At 61.7% G+C, this 15,685-nt stretch carries 12 protein-coding genes; 6 read left to right on the forward strand and 6 right to left on the reverse strand.

The annotated features are described in order from the left end of the window. Nucleotides 1-32: 32 nt before the first annotated feature. From G6017_RS02255 to G6017_RS02275, 6 genes are all read left to right on the forward strand, one after another. On the forward strand, nt 33-2,702 hold the full coding sequence (locus G6017_RS02255) for a Z1 domain-containing protein (RefSeq protein WP_182615713.1): 2,670 nt from the start codon (nt 33-35) through the stop codon (nt 2,700-2,702). Then, nucleotides 2,689-3,684, forward strand: a complete 996-nt coding sequence (locus G6017_RS02260) for a PD-(D/E)XK motif protein (protein WP_206682415.1) — start codon at nt 2,689-2,691, stop codon at nt 3,682-3,684. Before G6017_RS02255 ends, G6017_RS02260 begins: the two co-directional genes overlap by 14 nt. Nucleotides 3,685-3,756: 72 nt before the next feature. After that, on the forward strand, nt 3,757-5,877 hold the full coding sequence (locus G6017_RS02265) for a hypothetical protein (protein WP_182615717.1): 2,121 nt from the start codon (nt 3,757-3,759) through the stop codon (nt 5,875-5,877). Beyond that, nucleotides 5,877-6,746, forward strand: a complete 870-nt coding sequence (locus tag G6017_RS02270) for a hypothetical protein (protein WP_182615719.1) — start codon at nt 5,877-5,879, stop codon at nt 6,744-6,746. The genes G6017_RS02265 and G6017_RS02270 overlap by 1 nt, the downstream gene beginning before the upstream one ends. A 29-nt stretch (nt 6,747-6,775) precedes the next feature. Next, entirely contained in the window at nt 6,776-7,513 is a 738-nt protein-coding gene (locus G6017_RS17390; protein ID WP_524536232.1) for a DUF6339 family protein, read from the forward strand. Between the two features lie 73 nt (nt 7,514-7,586). After that, nucleotides 7,587-9,557 carry a DNA cytosine methyltransferase gene (locus G6017_RS02275; protein ID WP_182615720.1) on the forward strand — a complete coding sequence of 657 codons (1,971 nt, stop codon included), beginning with the start codon at nt 7,587-7,589 and terminating at the stop codon, nt 9,555-9,557. A gap of 3 nt (nt 9,558-9,560) precedes the next feature. On the opposite strand, the gene G6017_RS02280 is transcribed toward G6017_RS02275, so the two are convergent. The 6 genes from G6017_RS02280 to G6017_RS02305 all read right to left on the reverse strand — a co-directional run. Next, nucleotides 9,561-10,841: an ATP-binding protein gene (locus tag G6017_RS02280; protein WP_347237927.1), complete on the reverse strand. Its 1,281-nt coding sequence runs from the start codon at nt 10,839-10,841 to the stop codon at nt 9,561-9,563. A 500-nt stretch (nt 10,842-11,341) separates the two neighbouring features. Beyond that, complete coding sequence (locus G6017_RS02285) at nt 11,342-12,154, reverse strand: ferredoxin family protein (RefSeq protein ID WP_182615728.1); 813 nt, start codon at nt 12,152-12,154, stop codon at nt 11,342-11,344. Between the two features lie 80 nt (nt 12,155-12,234). Beyond that, complete coding sequence (locus tag G6017_RS02290) at nt 12,235-13,443, reverse strand: JmjC domain-containing protein (RefSeq protein ID WP_182615722.1); 1,209 nt, start codon at nt 13,441-13,443, stop codon at nt 12,235-12,237. A 6-nt stretch (nt 13,444-13,449) separates the two neighbouring features. Then, the gene (locus tag G6017_RS02295) at nt 13,450-13,698 is read right to left on the reverse strand and encodes a BatC protein (RefSeq protein WP_182615724.1); all 249 of its coding nucleotides are present in this window, start codon (nt 13,696-13,698) and stop codon (nt 13,450-13,452) included. Nucleotides 13,699-13,905: 207 nt separating this feature from the next. Further along, entirely contained in the window at nt 13,906-14,721 is an 816-nt protein-coding gene (locus G6017_RS02300) for an ABC transporter permease (RefSeq protein ID WP_206682416.1), read from the reverse strand. Next, nucleotides 14,718-15,685 (reverse strand): ABC transporter ATP-binding protein (locus tag G6017_RS02305; protein ID WP_206682417.1); only part of this gene is annotated, 968 nt, incomplete at its 5' end. The genes G6017_RS02300 and G6017_RS02305, both read right to left, overlap by 4 nt.

The following is a 15,685-nucleotide window of genomic DNA, read 5'->3' on the forward strand; positions in this document are numbered from 1 at the left end:
ACGCCACTTGTTCAGCAGTCTCCTAGGACGCAATGAGCATCATCCGGCAGACAATCATCGACCGCATGCGGCGTCACAATGAGTCGCCGGAAGAGGCGGCCGCTTCATTGTCGGACGCTTTCAAATTGCAGATGACTGAACTGCAGCCCGTAGTGGAAGCGATTCGCCGAGAGGGAAGCCGGAACATGCTGCTGGCGACCCCCTCGGGGGTTATCGACACCCGCCTTGAAGCCGAGCTCGGTCTCGCGGGCTGGTACACGGGCCCCGAAGACGGAGATGAGTTTTGGCCCAAACTCCATCGTCAGATGGAGGAGGGCTCACTAAGAGAAGCCCTACCAGATATAGACAGGGCCTCGACCAAGGTCGTGGCTCTGTGTGCAGACCCGACTGTGAGACAGCTCAAGAAGCGAGGTCTCGTAGTTGGCTACGTCCAATCAGGCAAAACCGCCAACTACACGGCGGTCATGGCCAAGGCCGCTGACGCGGGATACCAGTTATTCATCGTCCTTGCCGGAATGCACAACAACCTGAGAAGACAAACTCAGATCCGACTTTCCAAGGACCTGATCGACCCGAACTGGGCGCCACTTACGGGCGAGGATGCCGATTTCGGAGTCGTACTGAATGGCTCGGCGATGCTCAGCAAAGGAACCAAGACCATCGCCGTAGTAAAGAAGAACCAAAGTCGTCTCCGCGCGCTCCGCAATTGGTTACGGGACATCCCCGAGGAGGTGAGAGCGAAAGTTCCGATCATGATCCTCGACGACGAGGCAGACCAGGCAACGCCAAACTCATCTACACGGGTCAATGAATACACAAGAATAAACCAACTCGTCCGGGAGATTTGGTCCGAAGTCAAGACAGGCACTTACCTGGGCTACACCGCCACGCCCTTTGCGAATGTCTTCATGGACCCATCGGATGACGACGAGCTCTACCCCTCGGATTTTATTATCGACCTCCCAAAGCCGGCTTCGTACTTCGGCGCAGAAATCATCTTCGGCCGAGAGCCGATAAACGACGAAGACACGCCCGACGACGGCCTCGACGTTGTTCGATTCGTCCCAGATGAGGACGCCGAAACCCTTAAGCCGCCGACGTCCGCCGCAGCGCGCGCTGGGTTCGACCCAGCCCTGCCTCAATCTCTGACAGACGCCGTAGTTTGGTTTCTTACCGCCTCAGCAATTCGCGCAACGAGGGGGCAGAAAGACAAGCACAGTTCGATGTTGGTCCACACCACACATTACACAGCCCCACACTTCGCCTTGAAGGCCTCACTCTCGGCACTTCTCGACAAACTAATCGATGCCTTCGCGAACGGCGAGACTGATGCCTTTCGGAACTCGTTCGAGAAAGAATCCACCGTCGTGTGCGATATCGCGACCCTTCCGACGCCAGATTGGGCGGATGTGAAACAGTCGTTGGGCCAAGTTTTGAAACGCGCAAGGGTCTTGGTGGACAATGGGCATTCCCAAGACCGATTGGATTACGACCGCGAGGACGAGCACGGCAACACGATCCCTGAGACTGTGATCGCGGTCGGGGGCGGCACTCTATCCCGAGGTCTGACACTCGAGGGACTGGTCGTCTCGTACTTCATTCGTACGTCAAATACCTATGACACCCTTCTCCAGATGGGCCGGTGGTTCGGCTTCCGCCCAGGATACGAAGACCTCCCACGGATTTGGATGCCCCAGTCGCTGGCCGAGGAATTCCGGTTCCTCGCCCTAGTTGAAGAAGAGATCCGAGAAGACATGCGTCGACTCGAGACAATGCAGGTGACTCCCAAGGAGATGGGGATACGAGTCCGACAGCACCCCGGCCGACTCGCAATCGTCTCCAAAAACAAAATGCAGCACGCCGATGTCGTCCGAGTATCGTTCTCGGGAAAACGACTTCAAACTTTCATCCTGCACGAAACCGACAGCGACACCATTGAGAGCAACACCCACGCGGTCAGAAAGTTTGTTCGCTACTGCAGTTCGCACAGTGCCACTGGCTTCACGAAGCACCCGAAGGCCGAGCGCTGGCTTGCACGAGACGTTCCGGCTGAAGCCATCCTCGATCTCCTTTCTGAGTACGAATTTCACCCCGACCTTGCCAGCATGCGTTCCGACCACATATCAGGATGGATACGCAACGTCGCAGGCGACCGCAAATGGAACGTAGTCGTGAAGGGTTCGTCTCAGGCACAATACGCATTGGGGGATCGAGTCATCGACCTTGGATCCATCGATCTCGGCTTGGAAGAAAAGGAGGTGCCTGCAGTCAACCGAGCGCCCCTGGCAACATCGACTGTCGGAACCGCAAACCTCAAATCACTCCTCGTGCAGGCCGATTGGTACGCGGACCTAGACAAGGCCTCCGTCCCGCCAAAGGCCCAATACAGCCAAGCGCGGGACATCAGGCGCGAGCACGCCCAAGGTAACGGCCTCCTGATAATTTACGCAGTGAGCAAGTCCTCCGTTCCCCTTGGGCAAGCTCAGAAGAAGACATCCAGTCGACGCGAAATGAAGGCTCCGGACCACCTAGTAGGCATCGGGATGATCTTCCCTGAGATCGGACACGAGGGAGTTGCCGACGAAGGCGAATACTATTCAGTCCACCCAGACTGGGAAGTCCCTGAGTTGGACGAGGAACTTCCCAGCGATACGGAGGATCTCGCAAACTTCGATGGCCAATCAATGCGTGCGAGAAGCTGAAATGGAAATAAGTGAGCATTTCGTACTCCTATCTTCCGGGGCAAAGGAGTTTGCAGCCACTCAGTTTCTTACCCGAGAGCTGGATGCCTCAGTCAACGGCAATAGAATTCTGATCGGTCTTGATCCGGAAGGGTTGCGCCACTTATTCGTCCCGTCTGGCGAGTTCGAGACGATCGACACGAACGACTACAAGTCGATGACTGTCAAGCAAAGGGAGCTCGTCTACAACGACCACTTGGTGAATTTCTTGGACCTTAAGTGCACGGACAAAAAGCTCAACTTGGTCTTCGAGCGTTTGGTAGCCGACATTGTCGACAGGCTTTCCCACCCGAAATCAAGTGTGGGGGCGACCGTCGCCCAGACAGTCGAGGATTGGCGCGACCTTCTCGAACAGGCAGGGACCCCGATTCCGCGCGAGACCATCCTTGGCCTTGTTGGTGAACTCACCCTACTTCAGATGGTCAGCGATAACGATCCAGTCGAGGCCATCGACTACTGGCATGGACCGAGCGGCGGCGTCCACGACTTCGTGTCTCCGTCGAACCACGCGATCGAGGTCAAAACGACCTCATCTGCTGAAGGCGATGCAGTTCAGATAACAAGCCTGGATCAGTTGGACCCGAGCCTGACGACGAAGTTGCACCTCGCGGTAGTACACGTTCGCAAAGACCCCAGTGCGCCGTCACTCGACGAACGCATCGAGTCGCTCTTGGCCCTGGGTACGCCCCGAAAAAAACTGTTAGATCTCGCAGCGAAGGCTGGGTACGTTTTCGAGTCAGGCTCTGCAGAAGGGGAGGACCGCTACGCTGTTCGGTCAACGCGGCTCTGGGAGGTCCAAAATGAGTTCCCAGGGTTGCGACGGTCAGCATTGACCTCGGGCGCCGACAAGGGGGTAAGCCGGGTTCGATATCTCCTCTCTCTGTCCGCGTGCGGGGACCCACTCTCTGAGAACGAGACCGATCAAGTATTGGATGGCTGGTAGAGAATGGATGGGAATGAACTAGAGCACGCTCGCGCGCAAGTCGCAGAGTACTTCAGCGGACGAGATGTCACCGTGAACACGGTTCTGGCCGCCTATCTTCGGGCTGCCGGCCTTCCGGCGTCAGGCGACCCCTGGCTCGCGGCCAAATCGGCCATGTCGGTAGGCGCTACTTTCGCCGAAGCAGTTGCGTTCGCTGGAGGAAAAGCTGGGGAGACCAGCACCACCACCACTTCCGCCCAAGAGGCTGAGAACTTCCTCGATCAAATCGTCGAAGACGACCCGTCACACGACGCGGAGGTCCCGTCATATGCCGACCCCCCTCGCTATCCAGCGGACGCGCCACGCACCGGCCAACCAAGTCTGACGTGGTTTGCGAAACAGTACGGCCCCGGGGATATGGATGGCGTAGGTACCAAGAAGCTACTGGGTACACCGGACCTCGCAAGAACCGAAATCCTGGTTCGCGAAACTGCCCAGAACTCGTGGGACGCCCGCGGCACGGCCTCCTCTATAGATTTCGTTATGAATTTGCGTCGTTTGGACGACGACACAATCACTGCCCTTCGCGACCAAATATTCACCGGCTCAGCTCGCCAACTCGGCTTGGACCAGCTATTCGCTTCCAGCGAAGTGTGGGTACTCGAGGTTGTGGATCGCGGAACCACCGGCCTCCAGGGCCCGATCCGTAATGATTTGGCCGTCGACAAAGATAGTCCGACCAACTTTATCGATCTTGTTTTCAACGTGGGCGCGCCAAAAGACTTCAAGATGGGTGGAGGCACCTACGGCTTCGGAAAGTCGATCGCTTATTCGATAAGCAGGGTCGGCACTACGCTCATCTGGTCACGGTGTAAAACTGCGAATGGTTTGGAGGATCGGCTCATCGGGTCAGCTATCGGTGAGGGTTTTGAAAGGGGCGGCCTCAGGTTCACCGGCCGCCATTGGTGGGGAAATGTTATCGATGGCGAGGACCGAGTCGAACCCGCGCTCGGGGAAGCCGCCTGCGAACTAGCCGAATCAGTTTTTCATCGTCATTTCCCCGTGTACTCGACCGGCACGAGCATGTTGATTTTGGATCCGCTACTGGGAGAACCAGGCGATTCGCCAGAACAGCGCGTTCAAGCTTTGGCGAAGGCGACCCGTAAACACCTCTGGCCCAAATTACTTGCCCCGAGGGACGGCGGCAGTCTCATGAACATCAAGATCCAGCTTGATGGCGAAGACGTCGAGATCATCGACCGAGACAGTGAGAGCACTTTCGACCACTTCTCCGCCTGTCTCCAGGCAGTTCGCGACACGCAAGGAACGGCCTCGTCCGAAGTCGAACCCCCCATGGATCTGGTCGAAATTCGGCATGGCACGCAGAACGTGACTCTCGGCCACCTAGCCGTTACCCGGTTCCCGGTTCGAGCGAAGAGCCCGGAGCAGACTCCCACTGGCGAGGAGAACCAGTTCGACGGCGAGCTCTTATCGAACCGTGTCGCGTTGATGCGTCATGACGCGGAACTAGTTGTCAAGTATATAGACCTGCCCTCGATACCAATTGAAGGAATTGACTGGGTCGGAGTCTTCAAACCGACTGCCGATAAGGACTCCGCATTTGCCGCATCGGAGCCCCCTGCACACGACAACTGGAACCCAGACAGCCTGCTCGACAAGCGCGCCAAGTCTCAGGTGCGGGTTGCGCTGCGGAAGATCCCCGAGGCAATCTCCGATTTCCTCTCGCCCCTCAAGCAGGCCGCCAGCTCTGCCGAAATTCCTCCGGCTGCAATGGTCGCGGCGCAACTGAGTGACCTTATGCTCGGCCTCCCGGGCACTGGGCCCAGCCGGAAGCAAAAAAAATCGCGGGCCACCACGCCTCAGGCCCCACGCACGCGAGCGAAGATCCACAGCCTAACTACTGAAGTTGGGAGGTCGCCTGGTTGGAATGTGACGGAGGTCGAGGTGAGTCTCGAGAATCCTCGCGAAATTGTCACAACAGTGAACGTTGTAACCGAGCTCGGCGTTGAGGGCGGCGCTGTCCGCGATGAGGGAGACTTGGCGCAGACACTTCGCAGGTTTGGGTGGATCACCTCGAATGGCACCTTGGTGGACGGGCCCTATCAGCTAGGACAGAACGAAACCGCTACTTTTGTATTTGAGTCAAGAGATGATGTGGCGGTCGATTTGGACGTCGAGGTGGTTGAAGTCTAATGGCAAAACTTCGCATATTCCCCCACCGAGTCGCCTCATCGCATTCCATCACTTGGGGCAATTGGTGGTACTCACTCGGCTCCGGTGAGCAATTCAATCTTGATGACCTCGTAGAGGGCTGGGATTATGCCACGGCCTTGAAATTCGGAACACGAGTCTTCATCGACGCAGATGAAATTCAGGCGAGCACCGGTCTGGACCTAGAATTTATCGACCTCGTCATAATGGCAGACTGCAGCTCAGTCCAGCAGCGATTCGTTTCCACAACGGTTCTCGCTAACAAACTCGAAGCCGAAATCACGCTCCAACCAGGGACCGTGGCCCACGAAGTCAAGCTTTCCGCACACCTGGTTCTCGGAAGATCTCCACGCCCCACCGGAAACCGGAGCGCCGCCGAAATCGGAGCCCGATTGGCTTCATCTCCGCCCACCAGGGCCATTCTTGAAGGCGAGGGCAGCCGCTTTCCTACCGAAATTTTGAGGTTCTCGGAGACTAATTTCGGCAATGCTCCTTGGACTATTACGGCCTACTTTGACGAGCTGAACGACTCTTTCATGGGGACTATTCGCCTCATTGTGAACAGCGAGCATCCTCTTGGGGCCGAGGTCATCCGCACAAAATCGTCTGCCGTAGCTACCGCGCTGATGCGCCTCGAGGTCACTCGGGCACTGATCGGTGAGATTTCCCGGCGCGATTTCCAATTGATGGCGAACGGGTGGGACGAAGGATCGGTCGGAGGTGTCGTTGACGCTTTAACTCAGTTTCACCTCGGACTAAGCCTCGGCAAGGCCGTTCACTATTATCGGGACGACCCAATTGGTTTCGACCGCCTTCTGCACGCCAAGCTTCCCACGGTAGGTGGCCGGTAATGAGAAGCTACATCTACCCACGCTTACCTATGGGTCAAGCAGAAGCTCGGCTCGCGGAAGTCATAAAGGTATACGATTCCTCTGGCTTGCATGGGACCGGCCAGCTCGCCGCTTTCGAATCACCGAAGGCGGCACCGGCCCCCACGGGCGGCAAGGTAGCAGACGCCCAGCGATTGGTCGCCGTTCGTGAATCGGCACTCAACGCGGTCTCGGACTGGTACGCGAGAGGAGTAGTGCCTCGCGAGGAAGTGCACCAATTCGATCTCGCTCTGGGGGCCTCTCTACATCGCAGCCTTGAACTGGTGCCAGCCGACGGCGCCCATACGGATACTTGGAGTTTTCTCTCGCTCATTGTGATGCCCGATATCAGCGCACTGCGTTTTCCCTCGCTGCACCGAACTCGCATGCTCGGGCTACCGCGGAACGCTTTACGCAGGCCCTGGCTCCGCCAAGAGGTTCTCGGTGACATCCTCTTATCAGACGTAAGCTTGGGGGAAGACACATTGGTCGGACTTTTCGAGAGGACCGCCCTATCTAGGAATCGAGTCCTCATTCGCGAGATGGCGAGGCAACTTATCGAGTACGAAGGGCCGATCGCGCGTTCGTCGCTAGCCCGTGATCTGAGTAAACGCGTAGTTCTAGCTACAGGCCCATTATTGCTCGATGCTAGGTCAACCGCAGAACTTGCTGATCTGGTTTCCAGTTCTTTGGTCAGGTCGGAGAGTTTCCTATCTGATGAGAGAATGAGTGCGGCGAACTCCGAGTAGATCCGCACCTGACCGCACCAGCTCTAGTTGACGCTGTGATCAGCGGCAGGTTAGCAGTCGTTAGAATGAGCACATGAGTGGCACGGTTTCCGGGAAGACGTCCCCGTACGGCGTCAAGCTGATCCGCGGCCCCTTCCTCGAGCTGGCCCCAAACGACCATCACGTAGCAGACGTGGCTGAGTTCCAACGGCTCGCGCAGGCGCTCCGTGGGCAGGGCGCGCACTTGGCGGCCGATCTTTTCTCCGGAGCGGGAGGCATAAGTCTAGGCCTCGAAGAAGCAGGCTACGACGTGGTCGTCGGGGCAGACCACTACGATGCCGCCGTCCGTACTCATGCCCATCACTTCGCGGGACTGTCCCTCGATTGGGACCTCGCGGACCCCGACGTAGTCGACCGGGTCGCGGGTCTGATCAAGGAAGCTCGCGTCGAGATCATCGCCGGCGGCCCGCCCTGTCAGCCATTCTCGAAGGCTGGCCGGTCCATGATCCGGCACCGTGTCCAACTCGGTGAACGCGATCCTCACGATGAGCGACGCGACCTTTGGCGCTCATTCCTCGAAATCGTTGGAATCGCAAGGCCACGAGCAGTACTGATGGAGAACGTCCCAGACCTCGCCCTCGATCGCGAGATGTTCATTTTCAGGTCAATCGTCGAGGAACTAGAACAAGAAGGGTACTCCGTCCACACCCGAATCGTAGAGACGTGGAGGTACGGCGTCCCTCAAATGCGTCAGCGATTGCTCGTGGTGGCGCTGCGTGGCGGGATTTCATTCGAATGGCCTCAGGATGCGCCAACCAAGACGACCCTCTGGAACGCGATCGGAGAACTTCCCGAGGTCGAGGGGGGCTGGCGTCCAGACGGCGGGGCGGAGGGATGGACTGAGTACGAGGGTCCGGTCACCGAGTATCAATCCCGGATGAGGCGCGGTGTCGCTGTTGCCGATGCCCACAAGGTGTTCGATCACATCACTCGCCCAGTCCGCGAGGACGATCGCGCGGCTTTTGAGACGATGACCCACAAGACCAAGTACTCCGACCTCGCCCCTGAGCACCAGCGCTACAGGAACGATATTTTCGACGACAAGTACAAGCGATTAGACGAAAACGACCTGTCAAGGACCATCACCGCCCACATCGCGAAAGACGGATACTGGTACATTCATCCCCGCCAGCCACGAACTCTCACGGTCCGAGAAGCCGCGCGCATTCAATCCTTTCCTGACTACTTCCGATTCTCAGGCCCGCCATCCGCGGCGTTCAAGCAGATCGGCAACGCCGTCCCTCCGATGGTCGCAGGGGCTGTTGGCAAGTCCATACGAGCGGCGCTTGCTGCCGGCGATCCGATGGATTTCAACACGCGGGATATCTCCGCAAGGGTAGCTCGCTGGTACAGGAGCCGCGGAGTCGACGACCTCGCTATCCCATGGTTGAAGTCCGACTCCCGATGGGTCTTCGTGGCCAGCGAGATACTGCTAGCGAGAGCTTCCCGTACCGTCGCGAAAACCTTCTTCCCCGCAATTCAGGCACTCGACGTAAACCCAGGTTCTGTGCCTACAGATGACATCCTTTCAATTCTGAGAGACATGGCCGCGGGCGTGGGGCGCTCTATCCGCGCCGGATTACTTACCGAGTTGGCGACTGAGATGGTCAAGAACCCCGATGCGCTATGGGCACCTTCGATCAACCGTGCGATGTTGCCGTCGATCGCTGCGTCGATTGCTGATCTCACCGAACTCGCTATCCCTTTAACAAACGAAGACGGCTTGGAGTCGGAGGAACCAGTCCTGACAGGCAAGGGAGTCCTCCGCGTGGCGAGCCGATTCCTGGGCAACGACGTGGATAAGCGGAACAAGCTCACCGACGGTCGGCTTGCCGTCGCCAGACTGGTGGGAATCGGCGAGGAATCTCGCGACTCCCAACTCGGCCTCATCGAACTCGCGGCCTCTGTATGCACAATCGAAAGACCTCGGTGTTCTATGTGTCCTCTCGTCGATTACTGTGCATTCGCCAACGACAAGCGAGGCGAACCCACATCGTTGTTCTGAATCTCAGAAGCCTAGGGACTTCGCCATCTCGGGGGCTTCGTTCTTGAGCAGATCCGAAATCTGCTTCAGCGCATCGAAATTGCCGGTCCGAACGAGTGCTGCCTTGATCGCCAAACCGATCTCAGCCCCGTTCGAGACCTCCGAAGGCATGCCCGAGGCGCCGTTGTTGCGCCGTCGAGGGGCATCCACCCGATAAGCATTGTTGGCGAGGATGCAGAGTTCTGAGATCGGGCGGCCCAACATTTGCTTGAGCTGCGGAGGGAGAGCTACCCGCATCTTGGCGACATTGATATTGAAGGCATCATCGAGATCAGTGTCGAAGTCGACCGACGCGCGAGCCAGTTTAGTGTGCTCATCGAGCGCACGAGTGCCCGCCCAGCCGCCCCATTGGACTAGACGGTTGGCGCGATAGATATACAGCCCCTGCTGACGGTTCCACTTTAACGGCCCAGACGCGGCCTCGAATGCTTCAGGGCTCGAGAACGCGTTTCTCGACGGCAGGATGTACCGACGAAGGTGGACCTTGCCTGCCCGTTCTCCCACCATGACTTCGAAGGACTCTGGCCCGAGCTCTTTGAGTTCCGGTTCGGTTCGCTGAAACGGGTCCCAGGGAGCGAGGGGGGTATCATCTACCCATATCTCGATCTTCCGTGCAGATCCCTCTCCCGCGAGGAAGCGATGGAAGACCATGGAAAGATGCGACTTCAACTTCTCGCGGAGGCTGTCGAACCGCCGCTTGGCCCAGCCGCCGGTGGTTTGCCGGGCGGGCAGAATGCGGTCTAGCTTCTCCCAGATAACGACTGTTCCCGGATCACCGGCGAGGAGTTCACGTGCCCGCGTAGTAGACGGATCCGGATGCGGGACCACGATGATCCAGTCGTCGCGTTCCGTGATCACGTCGAGATCCAATCTTTGAATCTGCGGTTCTTTCATCCGCACGGTGCGGCTGACGACGGTCACAGATCGGCCCTGCGAAAGCGAGGCGGTTTTCAACCCCAGCCCGTATCGCCCGAGATCGCCGAGTTCGTAGTCTCGCCTACTCCCGAAGCGGAGCGATTCGATAGCCCCGTTAACAGACATGCCTTGACCGTTGTCGCAAATGAATACCCGGGAGTCCTCGCCGTCGAAGTCCATGAAGACCCGGATTTTTTCCGCGCCCGCACTCACCGAGTTATCGATCAGGTCGGCTACAGCCGAGCTGAAGTCGTAACCGATATCTCTCAGCGACTCCGTGAGCCTCGCGGCCGAGGGGGTGACGGATGCGATCGCGACTCCGGGATTCACGTGGTAGTTCTCTCTGCTTCCTCGGGATTGACCTGCTCAGCCAATGGTCTCGAACATTGTGACCCACAGGTCAGACACAGGAGCTCGGCCGCCCTCTGGCAGGCGCCTGCGACGATCGCGTCTCGAGGGCCGATCGTGGGCCGCCAGCACACCGACAATGCTGGTCACCACACCGCCCTGAACCCGGAGTCAACCGAGCTGACATCGACTTTCTCGTGACAGTAACACCTGCCCGGTCGGGCGCCTGAGCCGACTCGCCGGGGGGTGCCACGCTGAAGGCAAGGTCACTAGTGGGACGTCCTTCCGGCGTGGGCGGGGGCCGGGCCTCCACCCCTCGTTGCGCGCCTGATTGGCTGACGTAATGCGGGTCCGGAGAGCGCATCCCTTGCGTTCGCGCTGACCGGACTGCATGTCCGGGCCGCCGCCTCCCGGATCAGCAGCTGTCAACCTCGTCGTCGTCGTTGTCGTCGCTGTCTCGGGCTTGTCCTCTGGGCGCGGCGCTACGCTCCGCTCCCTATCTCGACTAGCTCCCATTGCCTGACCGGCCCGGCCGTCCGCGCCTGGCACATCGTGAAGATCGGTTCGGAGAAGGTCTCCCGTAGGTGCACCTGAATCGGGCCGTGCGGACCCGCCAGCGTCACCTCCACGTGCCCCTCCGATTCGACGATGTCCAGCGGGGTATAGGCGCCGATGCGGTCGTCGCCGAACGCCATTCGAGCGTGGTGCTGCGCGACCTGCACCTCTGCCGGGTAGCTGCTGCGGCCACGGAGGTGACGCGGCTCAACCCGGCCCTCGGTGTAGCGGGTGATGATGTCGGGCGGGTCCTCCGCCAGGTCCACGCGCCCATAGAAGAGCCCATGCGGCAGGACGATCATGGTGGCGGCAAAGCGATCGCCGCCCAGGTGGGAGCACTCCCACGTCGCCTCCGGGTAGCGCTCGGCGATAAGAGCAGTGGCCTTGCGACCGCGGACAGCGCAGCACTGGTCGTGCTTGCCGTGCGCGCAGATCGCGACCAAAGGGGTATCGGTTGGAGTGCCGACGGAGCCGTCGAGGGGGATCTCGGCATACCCCTCCGGCCCGTCGACCTCTCCCCACCGCAGGGACTCCTGCCCGGGTCGGGCGTCGGCCAGAGCCCATCGCCACCGTCGCTGCTCGGAACGCCTACCGGGCCGGCGGATGGCGGCGACACGGATGTCGGCGGCCTGGGCGCGCTGGGCGATCTGCCGACCCAGCTCGGACGGCAACAGCGCCGGGGACTCGAGCAACGCCGAATGCCCCCAGGGGCCGCAGAGCTCGAGCATGAGCCAGCGCATCCCCCGCGAGCCCGAACCCTCCAGGCGATCGCCCCGGCGCAGCGCCGACACACTGCACGGCTCCCAGTCCGCAGGCCTGGTCACAGCGCCACCAGCACTGCCTCCCGCAGCAATCGCCGGAGAACCACCAGGCCGTCGGATGCGTCGAGACCGGGCAGAGTTCCGGCGCTCACGGGAGCGCCTTCGAGGACTGCGTGCAGGGCGGGTTCGCACACCGCCGGGAACGAGATCGACTTGGTGGGCAACTTCAGCACGACAGTGGCCGGATCGGCGCCGTCGAGCGAACCGTGAAGCCCGTCGCGCCACTGCACCCGGGTTTCGGCGTCGAGGGTCGCCACGGCGTCGAGCGTGGCCAGCGGGCGGACCGGGGCGGGTCGCGTGAGGTCCAGGTACTGCGTCGCCAGCGCGTCGCCGGCGATACCGCTGAGCTGATCCTGCTTCTCGGCGATCAGCCTGGCCAGCACGTCGAGGACCTCCCGGGTGTGTTCCGCGGTAGAAGCGGCATCGACCGGGGCGAGGCCGAGCGGCAACGACGCGCGCAGCTCCTCCTCCGAGGCCAGCGCTTCGATCATCGCCGTGGCGACATCGTGGCCGGTGAAGGGGGCCACGCCCACGGTGAGGTGGATAGAGGTATCGCCCTGCGCCTCGGCGGAGTGGACCCAGCCGCGCGGCAGGTAGAGGCAATCCCCCGGCTCGAGCACGGCGTCGATGACCGGCTCGTCCTTCGCGCGCTCGGCGATCGCCTCGCGGTGGTCGGTCCAGGGTTGATCGGGCAGCGGATGGTGGTGGACGGGCTCGTGCACGCGCCACCGCTTGGTGCCGGAGACCTGCAGCACAAAGACGTCGTGAACGTCGTAGTGCGGATCGAACCCGCGGTTCGCGGGCGGCGTGATGTACGCGTTGGTCTGCACCGGGTGGCCGACATCCGAGGTCATGGCTCGGACGAAGTCGATGATCGGCGGCCAGAACCGGTGCAGGCCCTGCAGGACGATCGTCGCCCCGGCGGCGAACTGCGTGAGCACGCCGTCGGGGTCGATCTGGTCGGGCATCTGCGCGCCGAAACCGCCGGCGCGGGTGAAGCACGCCCGGTCGACGAGCGTGCCCTCCCGCGCCATCCGGACGAAGGGTGTGCGTACCCCTCGTTCGGCGATGATCTCGTCGACCATCTGCGGAGACAACAGATCGGAGAAGTCGCGCGGCAGCTGCGCTGCCGGGCTCAGCAGGGGCCGCCGACCCCATACCTCGGCCGCGAACTCATCCCGCCCGCATGCGACGCACCGCTCGAGCACTACTGCTCAGGCCGTGCCGTCGGCGCCACCGTCATGGCCCTCCGGGTTGGAGCCGCCGTCAGCGACGCCCTCGCCCGCAGAGCCGTCGGCGCCACCGTCGTGACCGTCCGGGTTCGAACCACCGTCAGCGGTGCCCTCGCCCTTGCTGGCCGAGCCGTCGGCTCCACCGTCGTGGCCGCCGGGGTTGGAGCCGCCGTCAGCGACACCCTCGCCCTTCGCGCCGGAGGTGGTGATGTCGTCGTCGTTAAGAGCCATCTGTGGTCCTCTCGTCGGTGCAGGTGTACACCAGCACGGTGCCCACCAGCACGGTGTCGACACGCGCGGTGTCGTGCGATGTCGCCACGCGCCCGAACGCCTGGCCCGGACACGAGGGGTGCTGCACCGCCCACTATGCCACCGGATCAATGCGGGGCACGACCGGTCGGATACCGGCGCCGGCGCGCCCCCTGAACCCCGGAGCCGTCAATCCACCGCACGGCGGATGAACCCGCGCAGACCGATGACCGCGAAGGCCACCGTCGAGACCACGAGCCCGAGCGCGATCCACTCCGCCCCCAGATGAGGCGACGAGGTCAGGGCGCCGCGCATGCCCTCCGAGACGTAGGTGAGCGGGTTGAACAGGGTCAGCACCTGGAACCACCGCAGGGAATCGAGCAGCCGCCACGGGTAGAACGTGGCACCGGTGAAGATCAGCGGCGTCAGGGCCAACGCGAACACCATGTTGATGCGCCGCGCCGGGACCGAGGTGCCCAGCACCAGGCCGATCGACGCCCCGGCGAGGCCGCCGACGATCAGGAGTACGGCGAACACTCCCCAGTTCGCACCGCCGGTCTGCACCCCGCCCGGCAGGATCAGTGCCGCGAGCGGCAGGATCAGCAGCGCCGCGATCAGGGACCGCCCGGTCGCGAACACCAACTTCTCCACCCCCACCATCAGCGGAGAGATCGGCGCCAACAGTCGGTCCTCGATCTCCTTGGTGTACGAGAACTCGATCACCAGAGGCAGCGCCACGTTCTGCAGCGCGGTCAGCACGAGCGTCAGCGCGATGATGCCGGGCAGCAGTTGTGTCGCATAGGCCTCGTCCACCGCGCCGATCTCCGGCAGGACGAGGCCGAAGACGAAGAGGAACGCCAACGGTTGCATGAGCGACTGCGCGAGGAAGCCCCCCAGTTCGTGACGGAGGGTGTTCCAGATGTCGCGCTGGAGCAGGCCCAGGAAGGCGCGGAGACCCGTCGCGCGCGCCAGCATCGGGTCGGGGTTTCTCGTCACGTCACTCATCGCAGCTCCCGCCCGGTCAGGTGCACGAACACGTCTTCCAGACTGCCCTCGAGCCGGCGCACGTCCCGGACCACGGCTCCCCGTTGTTCGGCGACCGCGATCGCCTCGCCCAGGCGACTGTCGCCGTAGCAGCGCACCCGCCACCGCCCCTGCTCGAGCTCGGCGGACTCCGTCTCCCCGAGTTCTGCCAGCAGCGGAGCGGGATCGTCGGAGGCGTCCAGGACGAGCTCGATGCCGCGACCACCCGGCAACAGATCCCGCAGACCGGCCGGGGTGTCCAACGCGATGCGCTCACCGTGGTCGACGATCGCGATCCGCTCGCACAGCCGATCCGCCTCGGCCATGTCGTGCGTGGTCAGCATGATCGTGGTGCCGGATCGGTGGAGATCGGTCACCCGGTCCCAGAGGAACAACCGCGACTGCGGATCCAGCCCCGTGGTCGGTTCGTCGAGGAAGAGCAGCGGCGGACGGTGCATGAGCGCCCGCGCGATGAGCAGTCGCTGCGCCATACCGCCGGAGAAGTTCTCCACCTGCTCGTCAGCGCGGTCCGCCAACCCGAACTGCTCCAACAGCTCGCGCGAACGCCGCCGCCTGTCCTTCAGTCGCATGCCGTAGTAGGCGCCGTGGAACGTCAGATTCTCCAGCGCCGTCAGTGATCGGTCCAGGTTGCTCTGCTGCGGCATCACCGCGATCCGCCGCTTGACCGCCTGCGGTCCGGCCACCACGTCGATGCCGTCGATCCGCGCGGTGCCGGAGGTCGGCCTCACCCGGGTGGTGAGAATGCCGAGCGTCGTGGTCTTGCCGGCGCCGTTGGGCCCGAGCAGTCCGAAGAGTTCGCCGCGACCGACCGTGAAGTCGATGCCCCTGAGCGCGACCGGGCCCCGGCGGCCGTACTGTTTGCGCAGCTCGCGGACCTCGACCATCGGGTCGTCGACGCGCTCTGCCGTCCGGGTGTCGCCGCCCG

Source organism: Dietzia sp. B44 (genome assembly GCF_014145245.1).
Lineage (GTDB): Bacteria > Actinomycetota > Actinomycetes > Mycobacteriales > Mycobacteriaceae > Dietzia > Dietzia natronolimnaea.